This window comes from Pseudomonas sp. 7P_10.2_Bac1 (assembly GCF_025465935.1).
Taxonomy (GTDB): Bacteria; Pseudomonadota; Gammaproteobacteria; order Pseudomonadales; family Pseudomonadaceae; genus Aquipseudomonas.
In genome coordinates this window covers 18,729-42,881 of the sequence record NZ_JANLNV010000089.1, presented here as the reverse complement: position 1 = coordinate 42,881, position 24,153 = coordinate 18,729, and the positions used below count along the sequence as shown (strand labels likewise).

Genomic DNA, 24,153 nt, shown 5'->3' with positions numbered 1-24,153 from the left:
AAAAAAAAAAAAAAAAAAAACCCCCCCCCCCCCCCCTCGCTCCTACAGGAGGGGTGTGGCGTCAGATCGGGCAGGTCACGCCTGTGCCGCCGATGCCGCAGTAGCCTTGCGGATTTTTCGCCAGGTATTGCTGGTGGTACGCCTCGGCGAAGTAGACCGTTGGAGCCTCTTCGATTTCGGTGGTGATGGTGCCCAGGCCTGCTTTGTTCAGTTCAGCCTGGTAGGCGTCTTTACTGGCTTTGGCTGCGGCCAGTTGCTCTGGCGTGGTGCAGTAGACCACCGAGCGGTATTGGGTGCCGATGTCGTTGCCCTGACGCATGCCCTGGGTCGGGTTGTGCAGTTCCCAGAACATTTTCAGCAGGTCTTCGTATTTGACCTTGGCCTGGTCGTACACCACCAGCACCACTTCGGTGTGGCCGGTCAGGCCCGAGCAGACTTCTTCATAGGTCGGGTTGGGGGTAAAGCCACCGGCGTAACCCACGACGGTGCTGACTACGCCATCACGCTGCCAAAACCGGCGTTCCGCACCCCAGAAGCAGCCCAGACCAAAGATCGCGAAACCTACGTCGTCCAGAAACGGGCCCAGCAGCGGGTTGCCGTTAACGAAGTGGGTTTCGGGCAGTTGCATCGGTGTTTCGCGGCCCGGCAGGGCCTGATCTTGAGTCGGTAGCACGTTTTTATTCACCAGGATTTCCGAGCGTAAGACCATGTTTCAAGTCCTCTCAGTCAGATTGTAGGAAGTTAGACAGGTAGTGTGCCCGAGTGTTGCAGCCCTGTCAGGTCAGCGGTCTGCGCGGGTAGCGTTTGAGTCTGTGTTGCAGTTCGGCGCCGGGGATCGGCCGGTCGAACAGGTAACCCTGGCCTACGTCGCAGCGGTGGCGGCGCAGGAAGGCCAGTTGGGCGGCGGTTTCGACGCCTTCGGCAACCACTTTGAGCTTGAGGTTATGGGCCATGGCAATCACTGCAGAGGTGATCTCCATGTCGTTCTGGTTGTCGGGGATGTCTTTGATGAAACTGCGGTCGATTTTAATGATGTCGATCGGGAATTTCTTCAGGTAGCTGAGTGAGGAATACCCGGTACCGAAATCGTCCATGGCCAGGGTCAGGCCCAGTTCCTTGAGCTGATCCAGCTGCAGGCGGGTGTCGTCGGTGGCTTCCAGCAGCAGGCCTTCCGTCAGTTCCAGCTCCAGCAACGCCGGGGACAACTGTTCTTCTTTGAGGATGCTGGCAATCGAGGCGACCAGATCCGGGTCTGAAAACTGTTTGGGTGACAGGTTGATCGCTACCTGCAAGTTGCCAAACCCCGCCGCACTGAGTTGCTTGCTCATGCGGCAGGCCTCACGGGCGACCCATTTACCAATCGGGATGATCAGCCCGGTTTCTTCCGCGACGCTGATGAACTGGTCGGGGCGGATCATGCCTTTTTCGGGGTGGTTCCAGCGCAGCAGGGCTTCCATGCCCAGCAGTCGCCCGGTGCGCAGACAGAGCTTGGGCTGGTAGAACACATCCAGTTCGTTTTGGGTCAGGGCGCGGCGCAGGTTGTTTTCGACGAACAGTTTATAACTGGCCTCGGCGTTCAAGGTTTCGGTGAACACCTGCACCTGATGCTTGCCGTTGGCTTTGGCCTTGTGCAGCGCCAGCCCGGCGTTACGCATCAAGGTTTGTGGGTCGAGCCCGTGCAGGGGCGCGCAGGCCACGCCGACAGAGCCCGTAACGCTGATCAGTTGGTTATCGACGAACATCGGTTTGTCGAGGGTCATCAGCAACTGGCTGGCGGTTTGTTGGCCGACATCAAGGTGAGTGTTGTCCAGCAGCACCGCAAACTCGTTACTGGCGAAGCGGGCCAGGCTGGCCTCAGGGTTCAAACTGTTGCGCAATCGACGAGCCAGGCTGATCAACAGCTTGTCGCCGGTCTGATGGCCGAGGCTGTCGTTGATCCGCTTGAAGTTGTCGATGTCCACCAGCAGCAGGCAGACGTGGGTCGTGCTGTCACGCGCAAAACGCTCATCGAGGTTGCGGATAAAGGCAGGGCGGTTGCCGAGACCGGTCAGGTTGTCGGTGTAGGCCAGGCGCTCGATGCGCTGTTGCGCCAGTTTGGCCTCGGTGATGTCTTCGTAAATACCGATGTAATGGGTCAGTTCTCGGTTGTCGCCATACACCTTGGAGATCGACATCTGGCCCCAGTATGGCTCCAGGTTTTTGCGCCGGCTCTTGAATTCACCTTGCCAGCTATTGCCTTTGCTCAGGCTTGAGTGAGCATCGAAGAGCAAGTCGCTGAGGTTCTCCAGCGCCAGAAGTTCAGACAATTTGTGGCCTTGAACTTCCTCGGAGCTGTATTGGGTGATGGCGGTAAAGCTTGGGTTGACGTATTCGACCACGCCGTCGCAGTTGACCAGCAAAAAGGCATTGGCGCTTTGCTCGACGGCGCGCTGGAAGAGGTGCAAGGCGTTGGTGGCAGCGCGTCTGTTGTGGTTGTTGATCACCTGGGCGAACTGGTCAGCGAGTTCGCCCGCAAAGGCAATTTCATCGGCTTGCCAGGCCCGGGTCTTGCCGGTTTGTTCAAGGCACAGCACGCCGATCACCTGCCCGTCGATACGGATGCTGGCATCGAGCATGGCATTGGTGTCAAAGGGATTCAGGCAGGCCGCCAGCGCGCGGGTGCGCGGGTCGCGGTTGGCGTTGTGCGCATCGATGGAGCGGCTGGTGTGCAAGGCTTCGAGGTAGTCAGGAAAAAGACTCACGTCGAGCGCGTCTTGCACCACATAAGCCTGACTCTCGCGGTGATACGCAGAAATCGGCAACAGTTGGTGGCCATCGAGGGTCCAGAGGCTGGCGGCGTCAATCTGGTAGATGTCACAAGCGCTGCGGGTGATCAGTTCGGCGGCTTCTTGCAGCGAGTTGTGCTGGCTGTAACGGTGGCGGGCCAGGCGCAGAATCAAATCCTGTTGAGCGCGAACACGCTCCAGGTGCTGCAACTGTTCTTGCTGGGCGCGCTGGTTGAGTTCCAGGGCAATGTGCAGTCGGCTGTTCTGGGTTTCCAACTCGGCAACCGGCGCAGGGCTGCTGATCGGGTTTTCGAGCACCAGCAGATAGCCGCGCAACAATTGGCGGTTGTGTTGTTTGTAGGATTCGCCGACTTCCATCAGGTTCAGCGGCCCCTGGGTCGTGTGCAAGGTGTAATGCACCACGTAGTGGGAGCTGGAGCGCAGTTGCAGCTCAATCGCATCATGCAGGCGATAGCGCGCCTTGGGCTCCATCAGGCTGGCGTAGGGCGAACCCACCAGCGCGCACAACTCAGAGGCGGGCAAGCCGAAATGGCGCTCGCAGTTTGGATCAAGGTAAAGCAAGGCCCAACTGGCCTCATTAAGCCGCTCGAAACGCAGCATCCCGAGCCGCGAGGGCACGGGTAACTGCGTCACGACCTCGGCTGCCGTTCGCAGGGCAGCATCGGATGGGCTTTTCATGGGGGCACTCGCTTCACACTTGCGGATGGCATAGGGCCTCGAGCCCTGTTCCTGCGGTCTGCGGCAAGGTTGCATCATGCGTACTGAGCTGACAAGTGAACATGATTGCCACAGCACGCTAAAAGGTTAGCTTCAGGGCGGCGAGTTGCAACAGGCTGGCGCTCGCGAGTTTCAGGTTTATGACCGCTACTTCAGCTCAATCGTCACGGACGTGAGCACCTGGCCCGTCGGGTTGTAAAAATCGACCTTCAGTTGTTGGCCTTCAAGCGTCAGGCAGGCGAAGTTGTCTTCGCTGACCATGGTGCTGGTGAGTGCAACCGAGTAAAGGCCTTTCTCGTTACTGGCAAGGGGGGCGTCGAGCACTAAATTACTGGCTTTGGCATAAGGCAGCATTTTGGTGTTGCACAACGGTGACGACACGATGCCGTGCACCACAAAGTCCGGGTTCTCGCTGTGGGTGAGCTTGCAGGTGAGCGAGCCGTGGATGTCTCCGGACACCAGGATCACGTTTTTGAGGCCGTTGGCGCGAATGGTTTCGAGGAGGCGGTGACGTTGTTCGGCAAAGGACTTCCAGCCATCACCACCATGACTTTTCTGGTCGGGCATGAACATGACGCTGCTGACGATGAACTTCACTTTCGCGGTGCTGTTTATCAGCCATTTGAAGAGCGCGTACTCTTGCTCGACACCGATCATCCTGCGGTCAGCTCCGGTTAAAACGCGCTCGGTGCGACAGTCCAGGACAAACCAGTCAGTGTCGCCATCAGCAAAGGTGTACCAGTATTGGTTTACGCTGCGGTCGATGCGCCCATCGGCAAGCAATTTGTGGGCGGGGCTGTGGCTGCACTGGAAGTTTTCATAGGCCCGTATTGCATTGCGGTAGAGAGGGGCGTCCGTGTCGCTGCGGTTGGAAGGCCAGTTATCTTCGATCTCATGATCGTCGAGGATCATGTAGGTGGGGGTGCCGGCCATGAGCTGGCGGATATGGGGTTGTGAAAAGGCGGCGCGGTATTTGAGCGAGATGTCCTTGTAACTGCGATCCGGGGCCACGACATTCAAGTCATCGACGTACACCTGGTCGCCCACCATCAGCACGCCATCCAGCGGGCTGGTGGCTTTCACGGCGTTGATGGCGTTGAAGACCTTGTCGCCAAGATCGGGGCGCGACGGGACGCCCAATGTGAGCCTGAGATAGCGGCATGAGCCCACGACGTATCGATGCACCCGGTCACGTTGGGTGGACGCGCTCTTGAACTGGTAAATCGTCGAAGGCCATTGCAGCGCAATCTGTTTGACCGTCTCAGGGGTGTGGCCGGGGTGGGAAGTTGTGAACCAGCCTGCCTGGTATTCGTACTGGGTGTCGGCGCTCAAGCCGTGCAAAACCAGTGTGTCAGACATGTCGTAAGTGTCACTGAGCGCCGAATACACGCCTTCAGACCATTGCTGTGTGCCGGCCTTGCGGTGACGAATACCGGCGAAAACGCTATCTCTTGGGTCCTTTGCCCCCCTCAGGAAAATACGCGCGTGCTCCGGGGTGGTGTAGCCCACAATGGGCCCAACGGTTGGTTTTTCCACATCGAATTCCTTTCTGATGTTTAGCGATCACAGTCGCGGTGGTTAAGTCCTTTTGTTAACCGTAGAGGGGCTGCTGAGGATCCTCGCTTCCTGAAATCAGCGGGATTTGTAGTGCCGAGGTGCTGTGTGTTGAGGGAGTTTTCTGGTCACGGAATCAAGAGATTGGCGCGCACCCGCTTCTGCGGGGTGTGGGTAAGTGTTGAGGCAAAAAAAAGCCCCGCTTATTGGGCGGGGTTGAGGTACGAGCGTGGCGCTCGGAAAACAGGGCGCAGCCCCGGCCTTCGGTGAGGAAGGCCGGGACGTGGCTTACAGCAAGATGGTGCGGATGTCGCCCAGCAACTGGCTCAGACGCTGGGTGAAGCGTGCAGCTGCAGCGCCGTTGATCACGCGGTGATCGTAGGACAGCGACAGGGGCAGCATCAGCTTCGGCTGGAAGGCTTTGCCGTCCCAGACGGGCTGCATGGTTGCCTTGGACACGCCGAGGATCGCCACTTCCGGTGCGTTGACGATCGGCGTGAAGCCGGTGCCGCCAATGTGGCCGAGGCTGGAAATGGTGAAGCAAGCGCCCTGCATGTCGTCAGCGGTGAGCTTCTTGTCACGGGCTTTGGCAGCCAGTGCAGCCGCTTCCGCTGCCAGTTGCAGCAGGCTCTTCTGATCAACGTTCTTGATCACAGGCACCAGCAAACCGTCCGGGGTGTCGACGGCGAAGCCGATGTGGACGTATTTCTTGCGGATGATCGCTTTGCCGCTTGGCGCCAGCGAACTGTTGAAGTCCGGCAGTTCCTTGAGCAGGTGTGCACAGGCCTTGAGCAGCAGCGGCAGGACGGTCAGTTTCACACCGGCTTTTTCTGCAACGGCTTTTTGCGCAACGCGGAAGGCTTCCAGGTCGGTGATGTCAGCCTGGTCGAACTGAGTCACGTGCGGGATGTTCAGCCAGCTGCGGTGCAGGCTCGACGCGCCGATTTGCATCAAGCGGGTCATGGCCACTTCTTCAACTTCACCGAAACGGCTGAAGTCGACGGTCGGGATCGGCGGAATGCCAGCGCCGCCGGTAGCAGCGCCGGCAGCCGGAGCTTCCTTGGCTTTCTGCAGAGCGGTTTTGACGTAGGCCTGCACGTCTTCTTTCAAGACGCGACCGTGTGGGCCACTTGGGCTCACCGCGCTCAGCTCAACGCCGAACTCACGGGCCAGTTGACGCACGGCAGGGCCAGCGTGAACTTTGGCACCGCTTGGCGCAGGGGTAGCAGCCGGTGCCGGAGCAGGGGCGGCTTCAGCCTTGGCGGCTGGCGCAGGAGCAGCAGCCGGGGCTTCAGCTTTCGCAGCCGGGGCTGGTGCGGCCTGGGCCGGAGCAACAGGCGCCGCAGCGCCCGCTACTTTCAGCTTGAGGATGAAGTCGCCAGTGCCGACTTCGTCGTCCAGCTTGACCGCAATGCTTTCCACCACACCGGCGGCTGGCGATGGGATTTCCATGCTGGCCTTATCGGATTCGAGGGTGATCAGCGATTGATCAGCTTCAACGGTGTCGCCAGCCTTGACCAGAATTTCGATGATCTTGGCCTTGCCCGACGAGCCGATGTCCGGCACGTGAATGTCCTGAACAGACTCGCTTGCCGGTGCTGCAGCCGGGGCCGCAGGGGCCTCGGCGGCAGGGGCGGCAGCCGGTTTTTCAGCTGCAGCGGCCGGTGCAGGTGCTGCAGCTTGAGGCGCCTGTTCAGCGCCACCTTCAGCTTCCAGCTCAAGCAATTCGTCGCCTTCTTTCAAGCGGTCGCCCAGCTTTACTTTCAGGCTTTTGACGATACCGGCTTTAGGCGCAGGAATTTCCATGCTCGCCTTGTCCGATTCCAGCGTCAGAATGCTCTGATCCGCTTCGACACGGTCGCCGACCTTTACAAACAGTTCGATGACTTCGCCGTCACCGCTGCCGATGTCAGGTACTCGAATGAGTTCGCTCACAAAAATTCTCCTCAGCAGTCCAGTGGGTTGCGTTTTTCCGGGTTGATGCCGAACTTGACGATAGCGTCTGCTATCACCTTAGGTTCGATTTCACCGCGGTCAGCCAAGGCTTCCAGGGCTGCCAACACCACGAAGTGACGGTCTACTTCAAAGAAGTGACGCAGTTTTTTGCGGCTGTCGCTGCGGCCGAAACCGTCAGTGCCCAGCACTTTGAATTCCTTGACCGGTACCCACTGACGAATCTGCTCGGCGAACAGCTTCATGTAGTCAGTCGAAGCGATGACCGGACCCTTACGGCCAGTCAGGCACTCTTCAACGTAGGTACGCTGTGGCTTCTGGCCAGGGTGCAGGCGGTTGTGACGCTCAACGGCCAGGCCGTCGCGACGCAGTTCGTTGAAGCTGGTAACGCTCCATACGTCAGCGCCGACGTTGAATTCATCACGCAGGATTTTCGCAGCTTCACGCACTTCACGCAGGATGGTGCCGGAGCCCATCAGTTGAACGTGGTGAGCGGCTTCCTTGGTGTCTTCTTCGAGCAGGTACATCCCTTTGACGATGCCTTCTTCAACACCGGCCGGCATGGCAGGTTGCTGGTACGACTCGTTCATCACGGTGATGTAGTAGAAGACGTCCTGTTGCTCTTCGGTCATCTTCTTCATGCCGTCCTGGATGATCACCGCCAGCTCATAGCCGTAGGTTGGATCGTAGGTGCGGCAGTTCGGGATGGTCGAGGCCAGGATGTGGCTGTGACCGTCTTCGTGTTGCAGGCCTTCACCGTTGAGCGTGGTACGCCCGGCGGTGCCGCCGATCAGGAAGCCACGGGTGCGGCTGTCGCCAGCGGCCCAGGCCAGGTCGCCAATACGCTGGAAGCCGAACATCGAGTAGAAGATGTAGAACGGCAGCATCGGCTGGTTGTGGTTCGAGTACGAAGTACCGGCGGCGATGAAGGAGCTCATGGCGCCTGCTTCGTTGATGCCTTCTTCGAGGATCTGACCTTTTTTGTCTTCCTTGTAGAACATCACCTGGTCTTTATCGACTGGCTCGTAGAGCTGGCCGACGGAGGAGTAGATGCCCAACTGACGGAACATGCCTTCCATACCGAAGGTACGGGCTTCGTCCGGGATGATCGGCACGATGCGCTGACCGATGTCCTTGTCCTTCACCAGCTGCGCCAGGATGCGCACGAACGCCATGGTGGTGGAAATTTCACGGTCGCCGGAGCCGTCAAGGATGGCCTTGAGGGTGTCCAGAGGCAGGGTCGGAATGCTCAGGCTCTTGGCGCGACGCTGCGGTACGAAGCCGCCCAGTGCTGCACGGCGCTCGCTCAGGTAGCGGGCTTCAGCGCTGCCTTCTTCTGGTTTGAAGAATGGCAGGTTTTCGATTTCTTCGTCTTTGACCGGGATGTCGAAGCGATCGCGGAACAACTTCAGGCTGTCGACATCGACTTTCTTGGTGTTGTGCGCTGTGTTTTTCGCTTCGCCAGCGCCGGTGCCGTAACCCTTGATGGTCTTGGCCAGGATGACGGTTGGCTGGTCTTTGTGGTTGACCGCTTCGTGGTATGCCGCGTAGACCTTGTACGGGTCGTGGCCGCCACGGTTGAGTTTCCAGATCTCGTCGTCGGACAGATCAGCAACCATCGCCTTGAGTTCTGGCGTGTTGAAGAAGTGTTCACGTACGAACGCGCCGTCTTTGGCTTTGTAGTTCTGGTACTCGCCGTCGATGACTTCGTCCATGCGGCGTTGCAGGATGCCGTCGACGTCTTTGGCCAGCAGTGGGTCCCAGAAACGGCCCCAGATGACTTTGGTCACGTTCCACTGAGCACCGCGGAACACGCCTTCGAGTTCCTGGATGATCTTGCCGTTGCCGCGAACCGGGCCGTCGAGGCGCTGCAGGTTGCAGTTGATGACGAAGATCAGGTTGTCGAGGTTTTCGCGGCCAGCCAGCGAGATGGCGCCCAGGGATTCCGGCTCGTCACACTCGCCGTCACCCAGGAAGCACCAGACTTTTTGCTTGCCTGCAGGGATGTAGCCGCGCGATTCCAGGTACTTCATGAAACGCGCCTGGTAGATCGCCTGGATCGGGCCAAGGCCCATGGATACCGTCGGGAACTGCCAGAAATCAGGCATCAGCCAAGGGTGCGGGTAGGACGACAGGCCCTGACCGTCGACTTCCTGGCGGAAGTTGTTCATTTGTTCTTCGCTGATGCGACCTTCCATGAACGCACGGGCATAAACGCCTGGAGAGGTGTGGCCCTGGAAGTAGATCAGGTCGCCGCCGTGTTCTTCGGTCGGGGCCTGGAAGAAGTAGTTGAAGCCGATGTCGTACAGGGTTGCGCTGGAAGCGAAGCTGGAGATATGACCGCCCAGGTCAGAATCTTTCAAGTTCGTGCGCATAACCATAGCCATGGCGTTCCAGCGTACCAACGAGCGAATGCGGCGTTCCATGAACAGGTCGCCAGGCATGCGTGCTTCGTGGGTAACAGGAATCGTGTTGCGGTATGGAGTCGTGATGGCGTACGGCAGTTGCGAACCGGTGCGAGTAGCGAGCTCACCCATACGGGTCATCAGATAGTGAGCACGGTCTTCGCCTTCTTTGTCGAGAACCGATTCCAGGGCGTCCAGCCATTCCTGGGTTTCGACGGGATCGAGGTCTTGCATGGCTTGCTCCAGGGCGGAAAGGCTTCCAGAATCGGTTGCCTGAGTTTGCGACTGGCCTTGTGGGCAGACGACATAAATTCTTGGATGACCGGAAGGTTGATTCCGGCGTCGTGTAGTTTTACTACAAATCGTTGCTCATTTCAGCCTTTCAAGTGTTTGAACCAGTAGTAAAACTACAGCGCAGCCTTCGGTGGCCACCTGTTGAGTTGTGCGATAAATCGATATTGTTGGTGCTGTACTTGGTTTTTTGCCGTCGTGACAATGTTTTTTTGCTAAAGAAATACCTTTTAAAGCTATTTATAACCTTTGTTCGACAGTCGGATTTAACCGCTGTTTCTTCCTGTCACCGTACTCGGCATTACCATCGCCGATCAAGGATAGACCATGAGCCTTCCCTCGCTTGCCGCAATTCCCCCCCTTTTATTGCCCCTTGCCAGCCGTGCCGAAGAGTCGTGGCGCAACGCGGTGGCCGGTTTGGAAGGCGAACAGGGAGTCGACGAATGGTCATCTGAACGCTGGTCCGATTTCGCCCGAGTGAGCGCGGCTAGCGACTTCTTTATTGAACAGGCCTTACGTGACCCTTTGATGTTGCTTGAGCTGGTGAGTTCAGGTGAGCTGGATCGCAGTTTCGCCTCCGGCGAGTTGTGCGGGCAGATCGCCGAGGCCGCCCAGCAGGCGCAAACCGACGATGAACTGGGGCGTACACTGCGCCGTCAGCGGACGCGCCAGCAGATCCGCATTATCTGGCGTGACCTGACCCGACAGGCGGATCTGGTCGAAACCTGCCGCGATCTGTCGGACATGGCCGATGCGAGCATCGACCAGGCTTATCGCTGGCTGTACCAGCGCCATTGCCAGCAGTTCGGCACGCCGACCGGGCGGCGTAGCGGTGAGCCGCAGCAGATGGTGATTCTGGGCATGGGCAAGCTTGGCGCGGTCGAGCTGAACCTGTCGTCGGACATCGACCTGATTTTTGCCTACCCCGAGGGGGGTGAAACGGTCGGCTCCAAGCGCCCGCTGGATAACCAGGAATTCTTCATCCGCCTCGGCCAGCGCGTGATCAAAGCGCTGGACCCCATGACCGTGGACGGTTTTGTGTTCCGCGTCGACATGCGCCTGCGCCCTTACGGCTCGTCGGGCGCACTGGTGCTGAGTTTTAACGCGCTGGAGCAGTACTACCAGGATCAGGGGCGTGACTGGGAACGCTACGCGATGATCAAGGCGCGCGTGGTGGCCGGTGACCAGGCCATGGGCGCACAACTGCTCGATTTGTTGCGCCCGTTTGTCTATCGGCGCTACCTCGACTTCTCGGCGATTGAAGCGCTGCGCACCATGAAACAACTGATCCAGCAAGAAGTGCGGCGCAAGGGCATGGCCGACAACATCAAGCTGGGCGCCGGCGGGATTCGTGAAGTCGAGTTTATTGCCCAGGCCTTTCAATTGATCCACGGCGGTCGCGACCTCAGCTTGCAACAGCGACCGCTGCTAAAAGTGCTGGGCATCCTCGAAGGCCAGGGTTACTTGCCGCCTGCTGTCATCGTCGAGCTGCGTGAAGGGTATGAATTTTTGCGTTACACCGAGCACGCGATCCAGGCTATTGCCGACCGCCAGACACAAATGTTGCCTGACGATGAGCAGGATCAGGCGCGCATCGCCTTCATGATGGGCTTCGACACTTGGGCGCAATTCCATGAGCAACTGATGGCGTGGCGTGGGCGAATCGACTGGCATTTCCGTCAGGTGATTGCCGACCCGGACGAGGAAGAAGACTTAGATGAAGGCGAGCTGATTGTCGGCGGCGAGTGGTTGCCGTTGTGGGAAGAAGTCCAGGACGACGCCGCTGCCTGCGCGCAGCTGGAAGAAGCCGGCTTTGTCGATGCGCCCAAAGCCTTGAAACAACTGGCCAGCCTGCGCTCCAGCCCGCAGTTGCGGGCGATGCAGCGTTTGGGCCGCGAGCGTCTGGATGCGTTCATCCCGCGCTTGCTGGCACAAGCGGTTGAACATGCCAACCCGGATCTGGTGCTCGAACGGGTGTTGCCGCTGGTTGAAGCGGTGGCCCGCCGTTCGGCCTATCTGGTGCTCTTGACCGAGAACCCGGATGCGCTGCGCCGCCTGCTGACCCTGTGCGCGGCCAGCCCGTGGATCGCAGAACAGATCACCCGTTTCCCGCTGCTGCTCGATGAGCTGCTCAACGAAGGGCGCCTGTTCAAACCACCGTTGGCGCCAGAGCTGGCCGCTGAGTTGCGTGAGCGGCTCACGCGTATCCCTGAAGATGACCTGGAGCAGCAGATGGAAGCGCTGCGCAACTTCAAGCTGGCGCACCGCCTGCGGGTTGCGGCATCGGAAATTGCCGGCAGCTTGCCGCTCATGAAAGTCAGCGATTACCTGACCTGGCTGGCCGAAGCGATTTTGGAGCAAGTGCTGGCCCTGGCCTGGCGCCAGACCGTGGCCAAGTACGGCACGCCGCAGCGTCCGGACGGCAGCCTGTGCGATCCCGGCTTTATTATTGTGGGCTACGGCAAAGTCGGCGGGATCGAGTTGGGCCATGGTTCGGACCTGGACCTGGTGTTTATCCACGACGGCGATCCGAATACCGAGACCGACGGCGCCAAGCCCATCGACAGCGCGCAGTTTTTCACCCGGCTGGGCCAACGGATCATCCATTTGCTGACCGCGCAAACCAACTCGGGCCAGCTGTATGACGTCGACATGCGCCTGCGGCCGTCAGGCGCGGCGGGGTTGTTGGTCAGCTCGCTCGGAGCGTTTGAGCGCTATCAACAGAATGAAGCCTGGACCTGGGAGCACCAGGCGTTGGTGCGGGCACGGGTGCTGGTGGGCTGCAAGCAGGTCGGTGCGGCGTTTGAAAAGGTCCGGGCGCAGGTGTTGGGCCGCGAGCGCGACTTGCCGAGATTGCGTCAGGAAGTCAGCGAGATGCGCGCCAAAATGCGCGACAACCTGGGCACCCGCAGTACTGCCGCGGGCACGGCTGAGAACGCCTTTGAGCCTACGGTGCCGTTCGACCTCAAGCAGGACGCCGGAGGTATCGTCGATATTGAATTTATGGTGCAATACGCGGCCCTGGCGTGGTCCAGGGAACACCCGGAGTTACTGCGTTACACCGATAACATCCGCATTCTGGAAGGGTTGGAGCAGGCAGGGCTGATGCCCGCCACCGACGCCAGCCTGCTGCGTGAGGCGTATAAGGCCTTCCGCGCCGTTGCTCACCGCCAGGCCTTGCAAAAGGAAGCGGGTGTGGTCAGCGGGGATCAATTGGTGGACGCGCGCCGTGATGTGCGGCGCATATGGGCGCAACTGGGCTTGAGCTAAGCTACAGCTAGCAATTACAGCGGGGAGGCAAGCGTCTGAAGCCTGTCAGTAACGTGAACGCGGTCTGTGTAGGAGCGAGCTCGCCTCGCGATCTTTTGATCTTTAAAAGATCGCGAGACGAGCTTGCTCCTACAGTTGAGTGTTCTGGCTGACGAGCATCAGGCCACTGCCTCCCTTGCTTGTTTATGGAAACTTATGAATATTTTGATCGTTGGGCCCAGCTGGGTCGGTGACATGGTGATGGCGCAGACACTGTTCCAGTGCCTGAAACAGCGCCACCCACAGTGCGAAATCGATGTGTTGGCCCCCGAGTGGAGCCGCCCCATCCTTGAGCGCATGCCTGAGGTCCGCAAGGCCTTGAGCTTTCCGCTCGGCCATGGCGCCCTTGAGCTGGCCACGCGCCGCAAGATCGGCAAGTCCCTCAAGGGGCAATACGATCAGGCCATCTTGCTGCCTAACTCGCTCAAGTCGGCGTTGGTGCCGTTCTTCGCCGGGATCGCCAAGCGCACCGGCTGGCGGGGCGAGTTCCGTTACGGGTTGCTCAACGATGTGCGCACGCTCGATAAAGAACGCTATCCGTTGATGATCGAGCGCTTCATGGCCCTGGCTTACGAGCCGGGTGCCGACTTGCCCACACCTTACCCGCGCCCTGATCTGCAAATCGATCCGCAGAGCCGCGAAGCCGCCCTGCGCAAGTTCGGGCTGGAGCTCGACCGTCCGGTGCTGGCGCTGTGTCCGGGTGCCGAGTTTGGCGAGTCCAAGCGTTGGCCGTCCGAGCATTACGCCAAGGTCGCCGAGCAAAAGATCCGCGAAGGCTGGCAAGTGTGGCTGTTCGGCTCGAAAAACGATCACGGCGTGGGCGAAGACATCCGCTCGCAACTGATTCCCGGTTTTCGCGAGGAGTCCATCAACCTTAGCGGCGAAACCTCGCTGGCCGAAGCCATCGACCTGTTGTCGTGTGCCGATGCCGTGGTGTCCAACGATTCAGGCCTGATGCACGTCGCCGCGGCGCTCAATCGCCCGTTGGTGGCGGTGTACGGCTCCACCTCGCCGGGTTTTACCCCGCCGTTGGCTGATCAGGTAGAAATCGTGCGCCTGGACCTGGAATGCAGCCCGTGCTTTGAGCGCACCTGTCGCTTCGGCCACTACAACTGCTTGCGCGAACTGATGCCAGCGCCGGTGATTGAAGCCTTGCAACGTCTGCAGGTCACCCCGGTCGAGGTCAACTAGGTGCGTGTTCTGTTGGTTAAAACCTCATCCCTTGGGGATGTGATTCATGCCTTGCCGGCACTGACCGATGCGGCCCGGGCTATTCCGGGCATCACCTTTGACTGGGTGGTTGAAGAAGGCTTTGCCGAGATTCCGACCTGGCACCCGGCGGTCGGCAAGGTGATCCCGGTGGCGATTCGCCGCTGGCGCAAAAATATCTGGCAAACCCTCAAAAGCGGCGAGTGGAAGCGCTTCAAGCAAAGCCTGCGCGCCGAGAAATACGACCTGGTGATTGACGCCCAAGGGCTGGTCAAAAGTGCCTGGTTGACCCGGTACGTCAAGGCCCCGATCGCCGGGTTGGACAAAAACTCTGCGCGTGAGCCACTGGCCAGCCACTTTTATCAGCGCCGCCTGGCGGTGGCCCGCGGGCAGCATGCGGTCGAGCGTATCCGCCAGTTGTTCGCCGTGGCGCTGGGTTACGACTTGCCAAAGGGGCTGGGCGATTACGGCCTCGACGTCGAGCGCCTGATTGAATTGCCGCGCAACAAGCCTTACGTACTGTTTTTGCACGGCACCACGTGGGACACCAAGCACTGGCCCGAAGTGTACTGGCGGGATTTGACCGTGCGCATGGGCCAGCGGGGCATCGAGGTGCGTTTGCCGTGGGGCAACCCGGCTGAAAAGGCCCGTGCCGAACGCATCGCCCATGGCCTGAAAAATGCCGTGGTGCTGCCCAAGCTGAATCTTGCAGGTGTGGCTAAAGTATTGGCCAATGCCAGCGCCTGTGTGGCGGTGGATACCGGCCTTGGGCATTTGGCGGCAGCACTGGATGTGCCGACCATTTCCCTGTTCGGCCCCACCAACCCCGGGCTTACGGGTGCCTACGGCAAGGTGCAGATTCACCTGGCCAGCGATTTCCCGTGTGCACCTTGCCTGCAGAAAAAATGCACTTACCAGCCGACTGCACAGGATCAGCAGCGGTTTGATCTGAAAAACGAGTGGCCGTTGTGCTTCACTCGTCTGAACCCAGAGCGTGTCGCAAGTCGATTAAGCACGTTGTTACTGGCTGAGGAACTGCGCTGATGCAACTGGCTTTTGTGCTGTACAAATATTTCCCGTTTGGCGGTCTGCAGCGCGATTTCATGCGAATCGCCCTGGAGTGCCAGAAACGCGGGCACCAGATCCGTGTGTACACGATGATCTGGGAAGGCGACATCCCGCCGGGCTTTGAGGTGCTGGTGGCGCCGGTCAAGGCGTTCCACAACCACACTCGCAACGAAAAAATGCTCGCCTGGATGCAGGCTGACCTGGCCAAGCGCCCGGTCGACCGCCTGATCGGCTTCAACAAAATGCCGGGCCTGGACGTTTATTACGCGGCCGACGGCTGCTTTGAAGACAAGGCGCAGAACCTGCGGCATTCGTTTTACCGCTTCTTCAAGCGCTACAAACACTTTGCCGAGTACGAGCGCGCGGTGTTCGACAAGAACGCCAAGACCGAAATCCTGATGATTTCTGAAGTCCAGCAGCCGTTGTTCATCAAGCATTACGACACCCCGTTGCAGCGCTTCCATTTGCTGCCGCCGGGCATCGCGCTGGACCGCCGGGCGCCGCCGAATGCGGCTGAAATACGCGCCGAGTTCCGTCGTGAATTCAATCTGGCAGACGATGACCTGCTGCTGGTGCAGATCGGTTCGGGGTTCAAGACCAAAGGGGTCGACCGCAGCCTCAAGGCCCTGGCCGCCTTGGCGCCCGAGCTTAAAAAACGCACCCAGTTGTTAGTCATTGGCCAGGACGATCCCAAGGTCTTTCAATTGCAAAGCGCCACGTTGGGGCTGGGCGAGCATGTGCAGTTTCTCAAGGGGCGCAGTGACATTCCGCGTTTCCTGCTGGGCGCCGACGTGTTGATCCACCCGGCCTACAACGAAAACACCGGAACCGTTCTGCTTGAAGCCCTGGTGGCGGGTTTGCCGGTATTGGTCAGTGCGGTGTGTGGGTATGCCCATTACATCAGCGACGCCGATGCGGGCCTGGTGCTGGACGAACCGTTCGAGCAGACACAACTCAATGACTATCTGACCCACATGTTGTCCGACGATGCTGCACGTGCGGCCTGGAGCCAAAATGGCCTGGCCTACGCGCAGACGGCCGACCTCTATAGCATGCCGCAGCATGCTGCGGATGTGATTCTGGCGGAGCAACACTGATGAAACTGATACTTGCCGAACCCTTCAAACGCTTGTGGGAAGGACGCGATGCGTTCACCGAAGTCGAGCAACTGAAGGGTGAGGTTTACCGTGAACTGGATGGCCGCCGTACCCTGCGTACGGAAGTCGACGGTCGCGGTTACTTTGTGAAAATCCACCGGGGTATTGGTTGGGGCGAGGTCTTCAAAAACCTGTTCACCGCCAAATTGCCAGTGCTCGGTGCCGGCCAGGAATGGCGAGCGATCAAGCGTTTGCACGAAGTGGGTGTGCCGACCATGACCGCTGTGGCCTATGGCGAAAAGGGCAGTAACCCGGCGCAGCAGCACTCGTTCATCATCACCGAAGAGCTGGCGCCAACCGTCAGCCTCGAAGACTTCAGCCTCGATTGGCTCAAGCAGCCGCCGCAGCCCAAGCTCAAACATGCGCTGATCGCTGAAGTGGCGCGCATGACCGGCATGATGCACCGCGCCGGGGTGAACCATCGCGACTGCTACATCTGCCACTTTTTGCTGCACACCGACAAGCCGGTGACGGCCGATAACCTGCGCTTGTCGGTCATCGACCTGCACCGTGCCCAGACCCGCGCCGTGATAAGCCGTCGCTGGCGCAACAAAGACCTGGCCGCGTTGTACTTTTCGGCGCTGGACATTGGCCTGACTCAGCGCGACAAGCTGCGCTTCCTGCGCGGTTACTTCCAGATGCCGCTGCGCCAGATCCTGCGCGAAGAAGCCCGTTTGTTGGCCTGGCTCGAAGGCAAGGCGCAAAAACTCTACGAGCGCAAAGTGCGCTATGGAGATGCACTGTAATGGCGGGTTGGAACCTGGAACCTGCTTACCGCGCGTTGGCACATGATTTTGGCAGTCTCGATGCTGTGTTTGCCCTGCAAGGCGAGCACCTGACCCGCGATCCGTTGTCGCAAGTGATCCGTGTCGAGCGTGATGGCGTCAATTACTACGTCAAGCGCTACACCGGGGCGGGCAAGGGGCTGCGCCGTTATCTGGGGCGCCCGCGGGTGAAGTCCGAGTGGCAGAACCTCAAGCGCTTTGCCAAGTGGGGCATACCCACAGCCGAGGTGGTTGCCTGGGGCCTTGAGCGCAAGGGGTTTGCCTTTGCGCGGGGCGCGATGATTACCCGCGAACTGCCCAACACCCGCGATTTGTCGGATCTGGCGGACAATAACGATCCGCTGCTCAAGGACCGTGCCTGGGTCGACGGCGTTAGCCGCCAATTGGCGCGCTACACCAAGACCATGCACGATCATCGCTTCACTCATAACGACTTGAAGTGGCGCAACCTGCTGATCGACGATCAGGCGCACCTGTACTTGATCGACTGCCCGAACGGCGACTTCTGGCGGGGTTTCTGGCTCAAGTACCGGATCACCAAAGACCTGGCGTGCCTCGACAAAGTGGCCAAATACCACCTGAGCGCCACCCAGCGTTTGCGTTTCTATTTCCAATACACCGGGCGCACCACACTCAACGCGGCAGACAAAGAGCGAGTCCGTCATATCGTGCGTTTTTTTGAGGGCCGGGAATGACTGATTTTTTGGCAGGAGCCGAAAGGGCTTTACTGGAACGCAATGGATTGGCTGATTTCGACGCCCTGTGGAACCTGCAACTGGATGCGGTGGACGAGCCCAACACCAGCCGGGGTGGCTGGAGCACAGTGTTTCGCATGGACCTCGAAGGGCACGGTTTCTACCTCAAGCGCCAGAGCAACTACCTGACCCGCACCTTGCACAGCCCGTTCGGCGAGCCGAGTTTTGCCCGCGAGTTTCGCAATATCCAGCGTTACCAGCAGTTGGGCATTCCGGCGCTCCAAGCGGTGTTTTTTGGTGAGCGCAAAGTGGCCGGTGAGCGTCGCGCGATTTTGATGACACGCGCGCTGGACGGCTGGAGTGACCTCGACTCCCTGCTCGAGCAATGGCCGCAACTGACTCCAGTGCAGCAGCAAGCCATTTTGCGTACCTGTGGCCAGTTGGCGCGCCACCTGCACGCTTCGCGTCAGGTGCATGGGTGCTTCTATCCCAAACACATCTTTTTGCAGGCGGACGGGGCGGGCTATCGCGCCCAGTTGATCGACCTGGAAAAAACCCGGCCTTTGCTGCTGGGCCAGCGTGACCGGGTCAAAGACATCGAGCCGTTGTTGCGCCGGGCCCAGGTCTGGAACGCTGACGAGGTGCGCACTCTGCTCGCGGCGTATCTGGAACAACCGGTTGAAAGCGGATTGGTGGATGCCTGGTTTGAGCGGCTGAATGTTCGTCGCAGCCACAAGGAGAGTCGCTGATGCGCTTGTCCGAATTGCAAAAGGCCGGTCGCACGCCGTCGTTGCCGCTCAGCATCGAGCTGGCTGACGCGGCCGGGCCTGCACAGTTGCAGTTGTTGAGCCTGCTGCGGGTGCTGCCGGGGCAACGTTACGTCGGTGCCGGTGTGTGGCGCGGGCGCACGGTGCTGGCCAAGTTGATGGTCGGCAGCAAGGCGGCGCGTAACTTTCAGCGAGAACTGGCGGGCGTGCGCCTGCTGGCGGAGCAAGGCCTGACGACCCCGCAACTGCTCGCCGATGGCTTGCTGGAAGGCGAGGGTGGCTGGCTGCTGTTTGAGTACCTTGAACAGGCACAAAGCCTGGGCGATGCCTGGAGCGCGGTGCAATCGCTCCCGGTATTGGCTGACGAGCAGCAAGTCGTGCTGGCCGAGGCCCTGGAAGCGATTGGGCAGATGCATCTCAAGGGGCTGTGGCAGGAAGACCTGCACCTGGACAACCTGCTGCGCTGCAACGGCAAACTGTATTTGATCGATGGCGCGGGTATTGGCGTCGAAGAGGCGGGTAAACCGCTGTCGCGGCAAAAGGTGCTGGAAAACCTCGGCGTGTTCTTCGCTCAGTTGCCCAAGAGCCTTGAGCCGTTCATTGAAGAGTTGCTGGTGTATTACCTGCTGAGCAACGGTGAACACGCCTTGCCACTGGAAGCGTTGCTCAAGCAGGTCGAAAAGGTGCGCGCCTGGCGTCTGAACGACTTCATGAACAAAGTCGGCCGCGACTGCACGTTGTTTAGCGTACAGCGCGGAGCGTTTGCCTTGCGCGCGTTTGCTCGCGAAGAAGAAGCGGCGATGTTGCCGGTACTGGCCAAGGCCGATGCGTTGCTCGATCAGGGGTATTTGTACAAGACCGGCGGCGCGGCCAGTGTCGGCAAAGTCGACGTGGCGGGCCGCACGCTGGTGGTCAAGCGCTACAACATCAAAGGTTTTGCGCACTGGCTCAAGCGCTTTTGGCGCCCCAGCCGAGCGTGGCATTCATGGCAGGAAGGCAATCGGCTGCTGTTTCTCGGTATCGCCACGCCCAAGCCGCTGGCGCTGCTGGAAACGCGTTTTTTGTGGCTGCGCGCCAAGGCGTATCTGGTGACCGAATACCTGCCCGGGCCGGACATCATCGAGCGTTTTGCGCCGTATCAGGACAGCGGCGACGCCCCGCAAGCCGAGTTGCAGGCGTTGGATCAACTGTTTGCCGACCTGATTCGCGAGCGCATCAGCCACGGTGACCTCAAGGGCCATAACGTGTTCTGGGATAACGGCCGTTGGGCGTTGATCGATCTGGACTCGATGTGTCAGCACTCATCCCGCAGCCAATTTGCCTCGGCCTACGCCCGCGACCGTGCACGCTTTATGCGCAACTGGCCGGTGGGCAGCGCTTTGCATCAAGTGATTGACGGGCGTTTGCCGAAAGAGGTGTAACCCAACCCTGTGGGCGCTGCTGTCCAGTCTTCGACGCCGTGCTGTCGCGCAGCAAACAGGCCACCGATTACCGACAGCATCCCCCAATCGGTTCCCTCTCCTTCGGGAGAGGGGGCTCTTGATTTTTTGTACGTATCCATTGCTGCGGCAACGGCCACTTAAGTTTCTGGCCTTACGCGGCGTTACTTTGAAAAGCGCAAAGTAACCAAACGCTTTTTACTCCAACCCCTCGGTGACTCGCTGCGCAACACTTGCGTTTGGCCAGCGTAGTTTAACGGGGCTCCCTAGATCAAAAGCTAGATCAAGATCAACAGCTCGCGAGGCAAGCTCGCTCCTACAGGGCTTTTAGAATCAATCACTTATTTTGTATTTGATAAGAGCGAGGGGGGGCGACTCAGAAGCTGTACTGCGCCCCGGCCCCGGCGTACCACGAGCGGCCCGGCGCGGCTTCGTAGAAGCGGTTATTGCCATCGGCCACGATCACCGAACCCACGTATTGGCGGTCCAGCAGGTTGTCCAGGCGCAGGGTTTGGTGGAAGGTCCAGTGGTCAACCTTTTGCTCAAATTTGGCGCGCCAGTTGAAGACGCTGTAGGCCGGTGCGGCTTTTTGCGTGTTGGTGTCTTCGACATAGACTTTGCTGCGGTACATGCCTTCTATGGCGGTGCTGAGCCAGTCGACGGGTTTCCAGTTCACCTCGGCAAACAGGGTGGTCTGCGGCACCCCCGGCAGGTAGTTGCCCTTGTCCACGGTACCTTTGGGGCTGGCGAAGTCGCGGTCATAGGTGGCTTGCAGGCGGGTGTAGGCCAGGGTGGTGGTCCAGTCGTCGGCAAGCTGGCTCTCGATGCCCAGTTCAAAGCCGCGGCGCAGCGTACGGCCCGCGTTCTGATACGTGGTGCGACCGCCGCTGTTGCTCAGAACGACCAGTTCGTCGGTGGTGGTGATCTGGAAAATAGCCGCATTGATGCGGGTGTTGTCGACCTGTGCTTTGAGGCCCATTTCGTACTGTGTGCTTTCAGAGGGCTTGAGGCCAAAGTTGAAACCATTACCGCTCGGTGAGTACGCCAACTCGGCCTGAGTGGGTGTTTCAAAGCCCTTGCCGGCGCTGACATAGCCATGCAGTTCGGGGGTAAAGGCGTACATCACGCTCATCGACGGCGTGGCTTTTTCGTAGCGCTTGGTGCCGCTGTCGTCGCCGTTGCTTAAAAATTGATCATGCACGTCCAGTTCCATGGTGCTGTAGCGCAACCCGGCTTGTACCGTCCAATCGTCGATGGCCCAGTTAGCTTGTACGTACGGATCAAGGCTGCGAGCGGTGTCGATCTCGTCTCGAACCAGTGCGCCTTTTATCCCCAACTGATCGCCCACGAAGTTGTTGTAACCGTGGCGGCTGTCCCGGCTCTGATCGTAATCCAGGCCGCCAATCAGGGTCAGGTCGCCGGGCACGCTGTGCACCGGTTGCAGCCAGCGCAGGCTGCCGCCATAGAACTTGCGGTCGAATTGCACCACGCCGCCGCCCTGGTTGTTGCTGGGCGTACCCTTGGGAATCGCCAGGTACTGGATCACGCTGCGGGTGCCGGTGTAAGCATTGACCTGCAGGGTCGCGTCGCCGATGTAGCGCTCGTAGTTCAGGCCTACTTGTTGGTGGTCGATGCTCTTGCGGGTGTTGTAGGTCAGGGCCGCAGGCGTCACGGAACGCGGGTCGGCTTTGTAGGCTTCCCAGGTTTGCCCTAGCGGGTCCTGGGTGCCGTTCTGCTCCAGGCTGCTGTAGATCAGCGCCAGTTTGCTGTCTTCGTCGGGCTTGAGGTTGAGCTTGGCAAAAGTCTGGTCACGGCGGGCGGCGCTGTGGTCACGGTAGCCGTCGGTGTCCATGCGCGAGGCGTCGAGCACAAAGCCTACGTCATCTGTCGCGCCTTCGGCCGTGAGGTGGTTTTTGCTCATGCCGTCGCTGCCGACCAGGGTTTCGGCGCCAATGCGCGGCGGCCCTTCGCCGTCGCGGGAGAACATTTGAATCACTCCGCCAGCATTGCTGCCGTACAGCGTGGCCGCCGGGCCGCGCAGCACTTCGATGCGCTCGGCGGTGTCGAGGTTGAAGGTCGCAGCTTGGCCCTGGCCGTCCGGCGTACTGGCTGGAATCCCGTCGGCAATCAGCTTGATGCCCCGCACGCCAAACGCCGAGCGAGCGCCAAAACCCCGGGAGGAAATTTGCAGGTCCTGCGCGTAGTTCTGCCGGTTTTGTACCACCAGCCCCGGCACCCGGGTCAGCACTTCCGAGGCGTTGATGCCCAATTGACCGTCGCTGATTTGCTGCTGGTTGATGCTGTCGACTGAGTAAGGCAGGTCAAAGCTTGGGCTGGCGCTGCGCGAACCGGTGATCACGCTGGGGTCGAGTTCCAGCGTTTCGGCGAAGCTGGTGGGGGCGAGGCAAAGCCCCGGTAGCAGAAGGGCAAAACGGGCGGGGACAAAAAAATTCATGGGCAGTATCGGGGTTCCGTGTGACGCGACCCGTCTGGGCGACGGGTATCAGGCTAGCAGAGGGTGGGCAGTTTAGCGGGCGCAAGCGCGTGCAGACGAGCATTTAAGCGCGTGCGCCCGGCGTCTCAGGTGGGCTGGCGGCTGCTGAAGACGAAGCGCCAGCTCATCAGCAGGGTTGCCAGGGTCAGGGCGCTGATAAGGCCCAGCCACACCCCTTGCGGTCCCCAGTGCAGGCCGAAGCCCAGACCTACGCCCAAGGGAATGCCCACGCCCCAGTAGCAAAAAACCGCAATAAACATGGGTACCCGGGTGTCTTGCAGACCTCGGAGCGCACCGGCAGACAGCATTTGCAAACCATCGGGAAATTGCAGCGCGGCGGCATACATCAGCAGGGTGGACGCCAGTGCCAGCACCGACACGTCGGCGGTATAGAGGCCGGCAATCATCTGGCTACCGGTCAGTAGTACCACCGTCGAAAACAGTTGCGTGGCACCGACGAGGGCGTAGCCGGCCCAGGCCGCCTGGCGGACCGCATTGTAGTCGCCGCGCCCTAGCGCATGGCCGACGCGAACAGTTGTTGCCTCGGCCACGGCCACCGGGATCATGAAGCACAGTTGGGCCGCATTGACTGCAATCTGATGGGCCGCCAGCACCGTGGCGCCCAATTGGCTGAGCAACAAAGAGGTGGCGATAAACAAACTGCCCTGCATCAGAATCGCCACCCCAATGGGCAAGCCGACGCTGAGCAGTTGCTTGATTGTGGGCAGGCATGGCCACTGGAAATGGCTAAACAGGCGCAGGTGTGAAAAGCGCGGTGTGCGCCATAAATACACGGCAAACAGGATCGCCTGAACCCACATCATGGTGGCGGAGGCAATGCCCAGGCCCAGCGCCCCCAGCTCTGGAAAGCCCAGCTTGCCGTTGGTCAGCCCGTAGCCGAGTGGGGCCAGAACCAGCAAACCGCCGAAACCGAAGAACATGGTCGGGCGCATCCAGTGCATGCCTTCGCACACATAGCGCATGCAGAAAAAAAGGGTTAGCGCCGGGCTCCCCCAGCGCACTGCCGAGAGGAAGGCCTGGGCGCCCGGGATGATCTCCGGTGCGATGCCGACAGTGCCCAGCAAAGCGGACGCCAGACTGAGAAAGGTAAACATGATGAGCCCCAGCACCAGTGCCAGCCACAGGGCCTGCTGAAACCACGGCGCAACTTCCTCCGCCTTGCTGGCCCCGCACAACGCCGCGACTTTGGCGGTCAGGGCAATCAGGATGCCAATCGGCAACAGCATCGGCAGCCACAGTAAGGCGGTGCCGACGGTCACGGCGGCTAGTGTGTCCGTCCCGTGGTTGCCAGCAATGATGTTGTCGATAAAGGCGATCAACCCCGTCGATACGTGGCCAATCAGTAGCGGTATGACCAGTACTGCCGTTGTGCGCACTTCTTTTAGAAAACCAGAGGCTCCGGGCGCCACAGAGACTTGCATAGGGCAGTCCTTTTTGGGGGAAAGTGAGAGGCTTTTCAGCGTTGCGGTTTATCCCACCCGGTTGGAAAGTGCGGCAAGTCGG

General features: G+C 59.9%; 15 protein-coding genes. 8 read left to right on the top strand and 7 right to left on the bottom strand.

The genetic code is table 11. The features are described 5' to 3' along the window. Positions 1–61: 61 nt before the first annotated feature. The 5 genes from msrA to aceE form a co-directional block, all read right to left on the bottom strand. A complete protein-coding gene (gene msrA / locus NTD86_RS21345) occupies positions 62–709 on the bottom strand; it encodes a peptide-methionine (S)-S-oxide reductase MsrA (protein ID WP_262205266.1) in 648 nt (215 codons plus the stop codon). A 67-nt stretch (positions 710–776) separates the two neighbouring features. Then, positions 777–3,464 carry a putative bifunctional diguanylate cyclase/phosphodiesterase gene (locus NTD86_RS21340; RefSeq protein ID WP_262205264.1) on the bottom strand — a complete coding sequence of 896 codons (2,688 nt, stop codon included), beginning with the start codon at positions 3,462–3,464 and terminating at the stop codon, positions 777–779. A 186-nt stretch (positions 3,465–3,650) separates the two neighbouring features. Beyond that, positions 3,651–5,039 (bottom strand): alkaline phosphatase D family protein, encoded by a 1,389-nt coding sequence (locus NTD86_RS21335; protein ID WP_262205262.1) that lies wholly within the window; start codon positions 5,037–5,039, stop codon positions 3,651–3,653. Between the two features lie 306 nt (positions 5,040–5,345). Beyond that, the gene (gene aceF, locus NTD86_RS21330) at positions 5,346–6,992 is read right to left on the bottom strand and encodes a dihydrolipoyllysine-residue acetyltransferase (protein ID WP_262205261.1); all 1,647 of its coding nucleotides are present in this window, start codon (positions 6,990–6,992) and stop codon (positions 5,346–5,348) included. A gap of 11 nt (positions 6,993–7,003) precedes the next feature. Continuing rightward, positions 7,004–9,649, bottom strand: coding sequence for a pyruvate dehydrogenase (acetyl-transferring), homodimeric type (aceE, locus tag NTD86_RS21325; protein WP_262205260.1), 2,646 nt, complete (start codon positions 9,647–9,649; stop codon positions 7,004–7,006). 384 nt (positions 9,650–10,033) lie between these two features. Between aceE and glnE the strand changes: the two genes are divergently transcribed. The 8 genes from glnE (at position 10,034) to NTD86_RS21285 (ending at position 20,117) form a co-directional block, all read left to right on the top strand. Continuing rightward, positions 10,034–12,976 (top strand): bifunctional [glutamate--ammonia ligase]-adenylyl-L-tyrosine phosphorylase/[glutamate--ammonia-ligase] adenylyltransferase, encoded by a 2,943-nt coding sequence (gene glnE / locus NTD86_RS21320; RefSeq protein WP_262205258.1) that lies wholly within the window; start codon positions 10,034–10,036, stop codon positions 12,974–12,976. A 195-nt stretch (positions 12,977–13,171) separates the two neighbouring features. Then, positions 13,172–14,206, top strand: a complete 1,035-nt coding sequence (gene waaF, locus NTD86_RS21315; RefSeq protein ID WP_262205257.1) for a lipopolysaccharide heptosyltransferase II — start codon at positions 13,172–13,174, stop codon at positions 14,204–14,206. Next, positions 14,207–15,268 (top strand): lipopolysaccharide heptosyltransferase I, encoded by a 1,062-nt coding sequence (gene waaC, locus NTD86_RS21310; protein WP_262205256.1) that lies wholly within the window; start codon positions 14,207–14,209, stop codon positions 15,266–15,268. It begins immediately after the preceding gene. Beyond that, entirely contained in the window at positions 15,268–16,389 is a 1,122-nt protein-coding gene (locus tag NTD86_RS21305) for a glycosyltransferase family 4 protein (protein ID WP_262205254.1), read from the top strand. Before waaC ends, NTD86_RS21305 begins: the two co-directional genes overlap by 1 nt. Continuing rightward, on the top strand, positions 16,389–17,195 hold the full coding sequence (gene rfaP / locus NTD86_RS21300; RefSeq protein ID WP_262205253.1) for a lipopolysaccharide core heptose(I) kinase RfaP: 807 nt from the start codon (positions 16,389–16,391) through the stop codon (positions 17,193–17,195). Before NTD86_RS21305 ends, rfaP begins: the two co-directional genes overlap by 1 nt. Beyond that, the gene (locus NTD86_RS21295) at positions 17,195–17,929 is read left to right on the top strand and encodes a lipopolysaccharide kinase InaA family protein (protein WP_262205251.1); all 735 of its coding nucleotides are present in this window, start codon (positions 17,195–17,197) and stop codon (positions 17,927–17,929) included. Before rfaP ends, NTD86_RS21295 begins: the two co-directional genes overlap by 1 nt. After that, positions 17,926–18,678 carry a lipopolysaccharide kinase InaA family protein gene (locus NTD86_RS21290; protein ID WP_262205249.1) on the top strand — a complete coding sequence of 251 codons (753 nt, stop codon included), beginning with the start codon at positions 17,926–17,928 and terminating at the stop codon, positions 18,676–18,678. Before NTD86_RS21295 ends, NTD86_RS21290 begins: the two co-directional genes overlap by 4 nt. Further along, on the top strand, positions 18,678–20,117 hold the full coding sequence (locus NTD86_RS21285) for a lipopolysaccharide kinase InaA family protein (RefSeq protein ID WP_262205248.1): 1,440 nt from the start codon (positions 18,678–18,680) through the stop codon (positions 20,115–20,117). Before NTD86_RS21290 ends, NTD86_RS21285 begins: the two co-directional genes overlap by 1 nt. Before the next feature lie 394 nt (positions 20,118–20,511). On the opposite strand, the gene NTD86_RS21280 is transcribed toward NTD86_RS21285, so the two are convergent. Both NTD86_RS21280 and NTD86_RS21275 read right to left on the bottom strand, forming a co-directional pair. Then, positions 20,512–22,590, bottom strand: coding sequence for a TonB-dependent receptor family protein (locus tag NTD86_RS21280; RefSeq protein WP_262205246.1), 2,079 nt, complete (start codon positions 22,588–22,590; stop codon positions 20,512–20,514). A 125-nt stretch (positions 22,591–22,715) separates the two neighbouring features. Further along, positions 22,716–24,071 (bottom strand): MATE family efflux transporter, encoded by a 1,356-nt coding sequence (locus NTD86_RS21275; protein ID WP_262205245.1) that lies wholly within the window; start codon positions 24,069–24,071, stop codon positions 22,716–22,718. Positions 24,072–24,153: the final 82 nt, after the last annotated feature.

What these genes read in the sequence shown, in the direction of transcription:
- msrA (WP_262205266.1), bottom strand. Translation starts at nt 709, where the DNA reads ATGGTCTTACGCTCGGAAATCCTGGTGAATAAAAACGTGCTACCGACT.
- NTD86_RS21280 (WP_262205246.1), bottom strand. Translation starts at nt 22,590, where the DNA reads ATGAATTTTTTTGTCCCCGCCCGTTTTGCCCTTCTGCTACCGGGGCTT.
- NTD86_RS21275 (WP_262205245.1), bottom strand. Translation starts at nt 24,071, where the DNA reads ATGCAAGTCTCTGTGGCGCCCGGAGCCTCTGGTTTTCTAAAAGAAGTG.
- rfaP (WP_262205253.1), top strand. Translation starts at nt 16,389, where the DNA reads ATGAAACTGATACTTGCCGAACCCTTCAAACGCTTGTGGGAAGGACGC.
- NTD86_RS21285 (WP_262205248.1), top strand. Translation starts at nt 18,678, where the DNA reads ATGCGCTTGTCCGAATTGCAAAAGGCCGGTCGCACGCCGTCGTTGCCG.
- waaF (WP_262205257.1), top strand. Translation starts at nt 13,172, where the DNA reads ATGAATATTTTGATCGTTGGGCCCAGCTGGGTCGGTGACATGGTGATG.
- NTD86_RS21340 (WP_262205264.1), bottom strand. Translation starts at nt 3,464, where the DNA reads ATGAAAAGCCCATCCGATGCTGCCCTGCGAACGGCAGCCGAGGTCGTG.
- NTD86_RS21295 (WP_262205251.1), top strand. Translation starts at nt 17,195, where the DNA reads ATGGCGGGTTGGAACCTGGAACCTGCTTACCGCGCGTTGGCACATGAT.
- NTD86_RS21305 (WP_262205254.1), top strand. Translation starts at nt 15,268, where the DNA reads ATGCAACTGGCTTTTGTGCTGTACAAATATTTCCCGTTTGGCGGTCTG.
- glnE (WP_262205258.1), top strand. Translation starts at nt 10,034, where the DNA reads ATGAGCCTTCCCTCGCTTGCCGCAATTCCCCCCCTTTTATTGCCCCTT.
- aceE (WP_262205260.1), bottom strand. Translation starts at nt 9,649, where the DNA reads ATGCAAGACCTCGATCCCGTCGAAACCCAGGAATGGCTGGACGCCCTG.
- NTD86_RS21290 (WP_262205249.1), top strand. Translation starts at nt 17,926, where the DNA reads ATGACTGATTTTTTGGCAGGAGCCGAAAGGGCTTTACTGGAACGCAAT.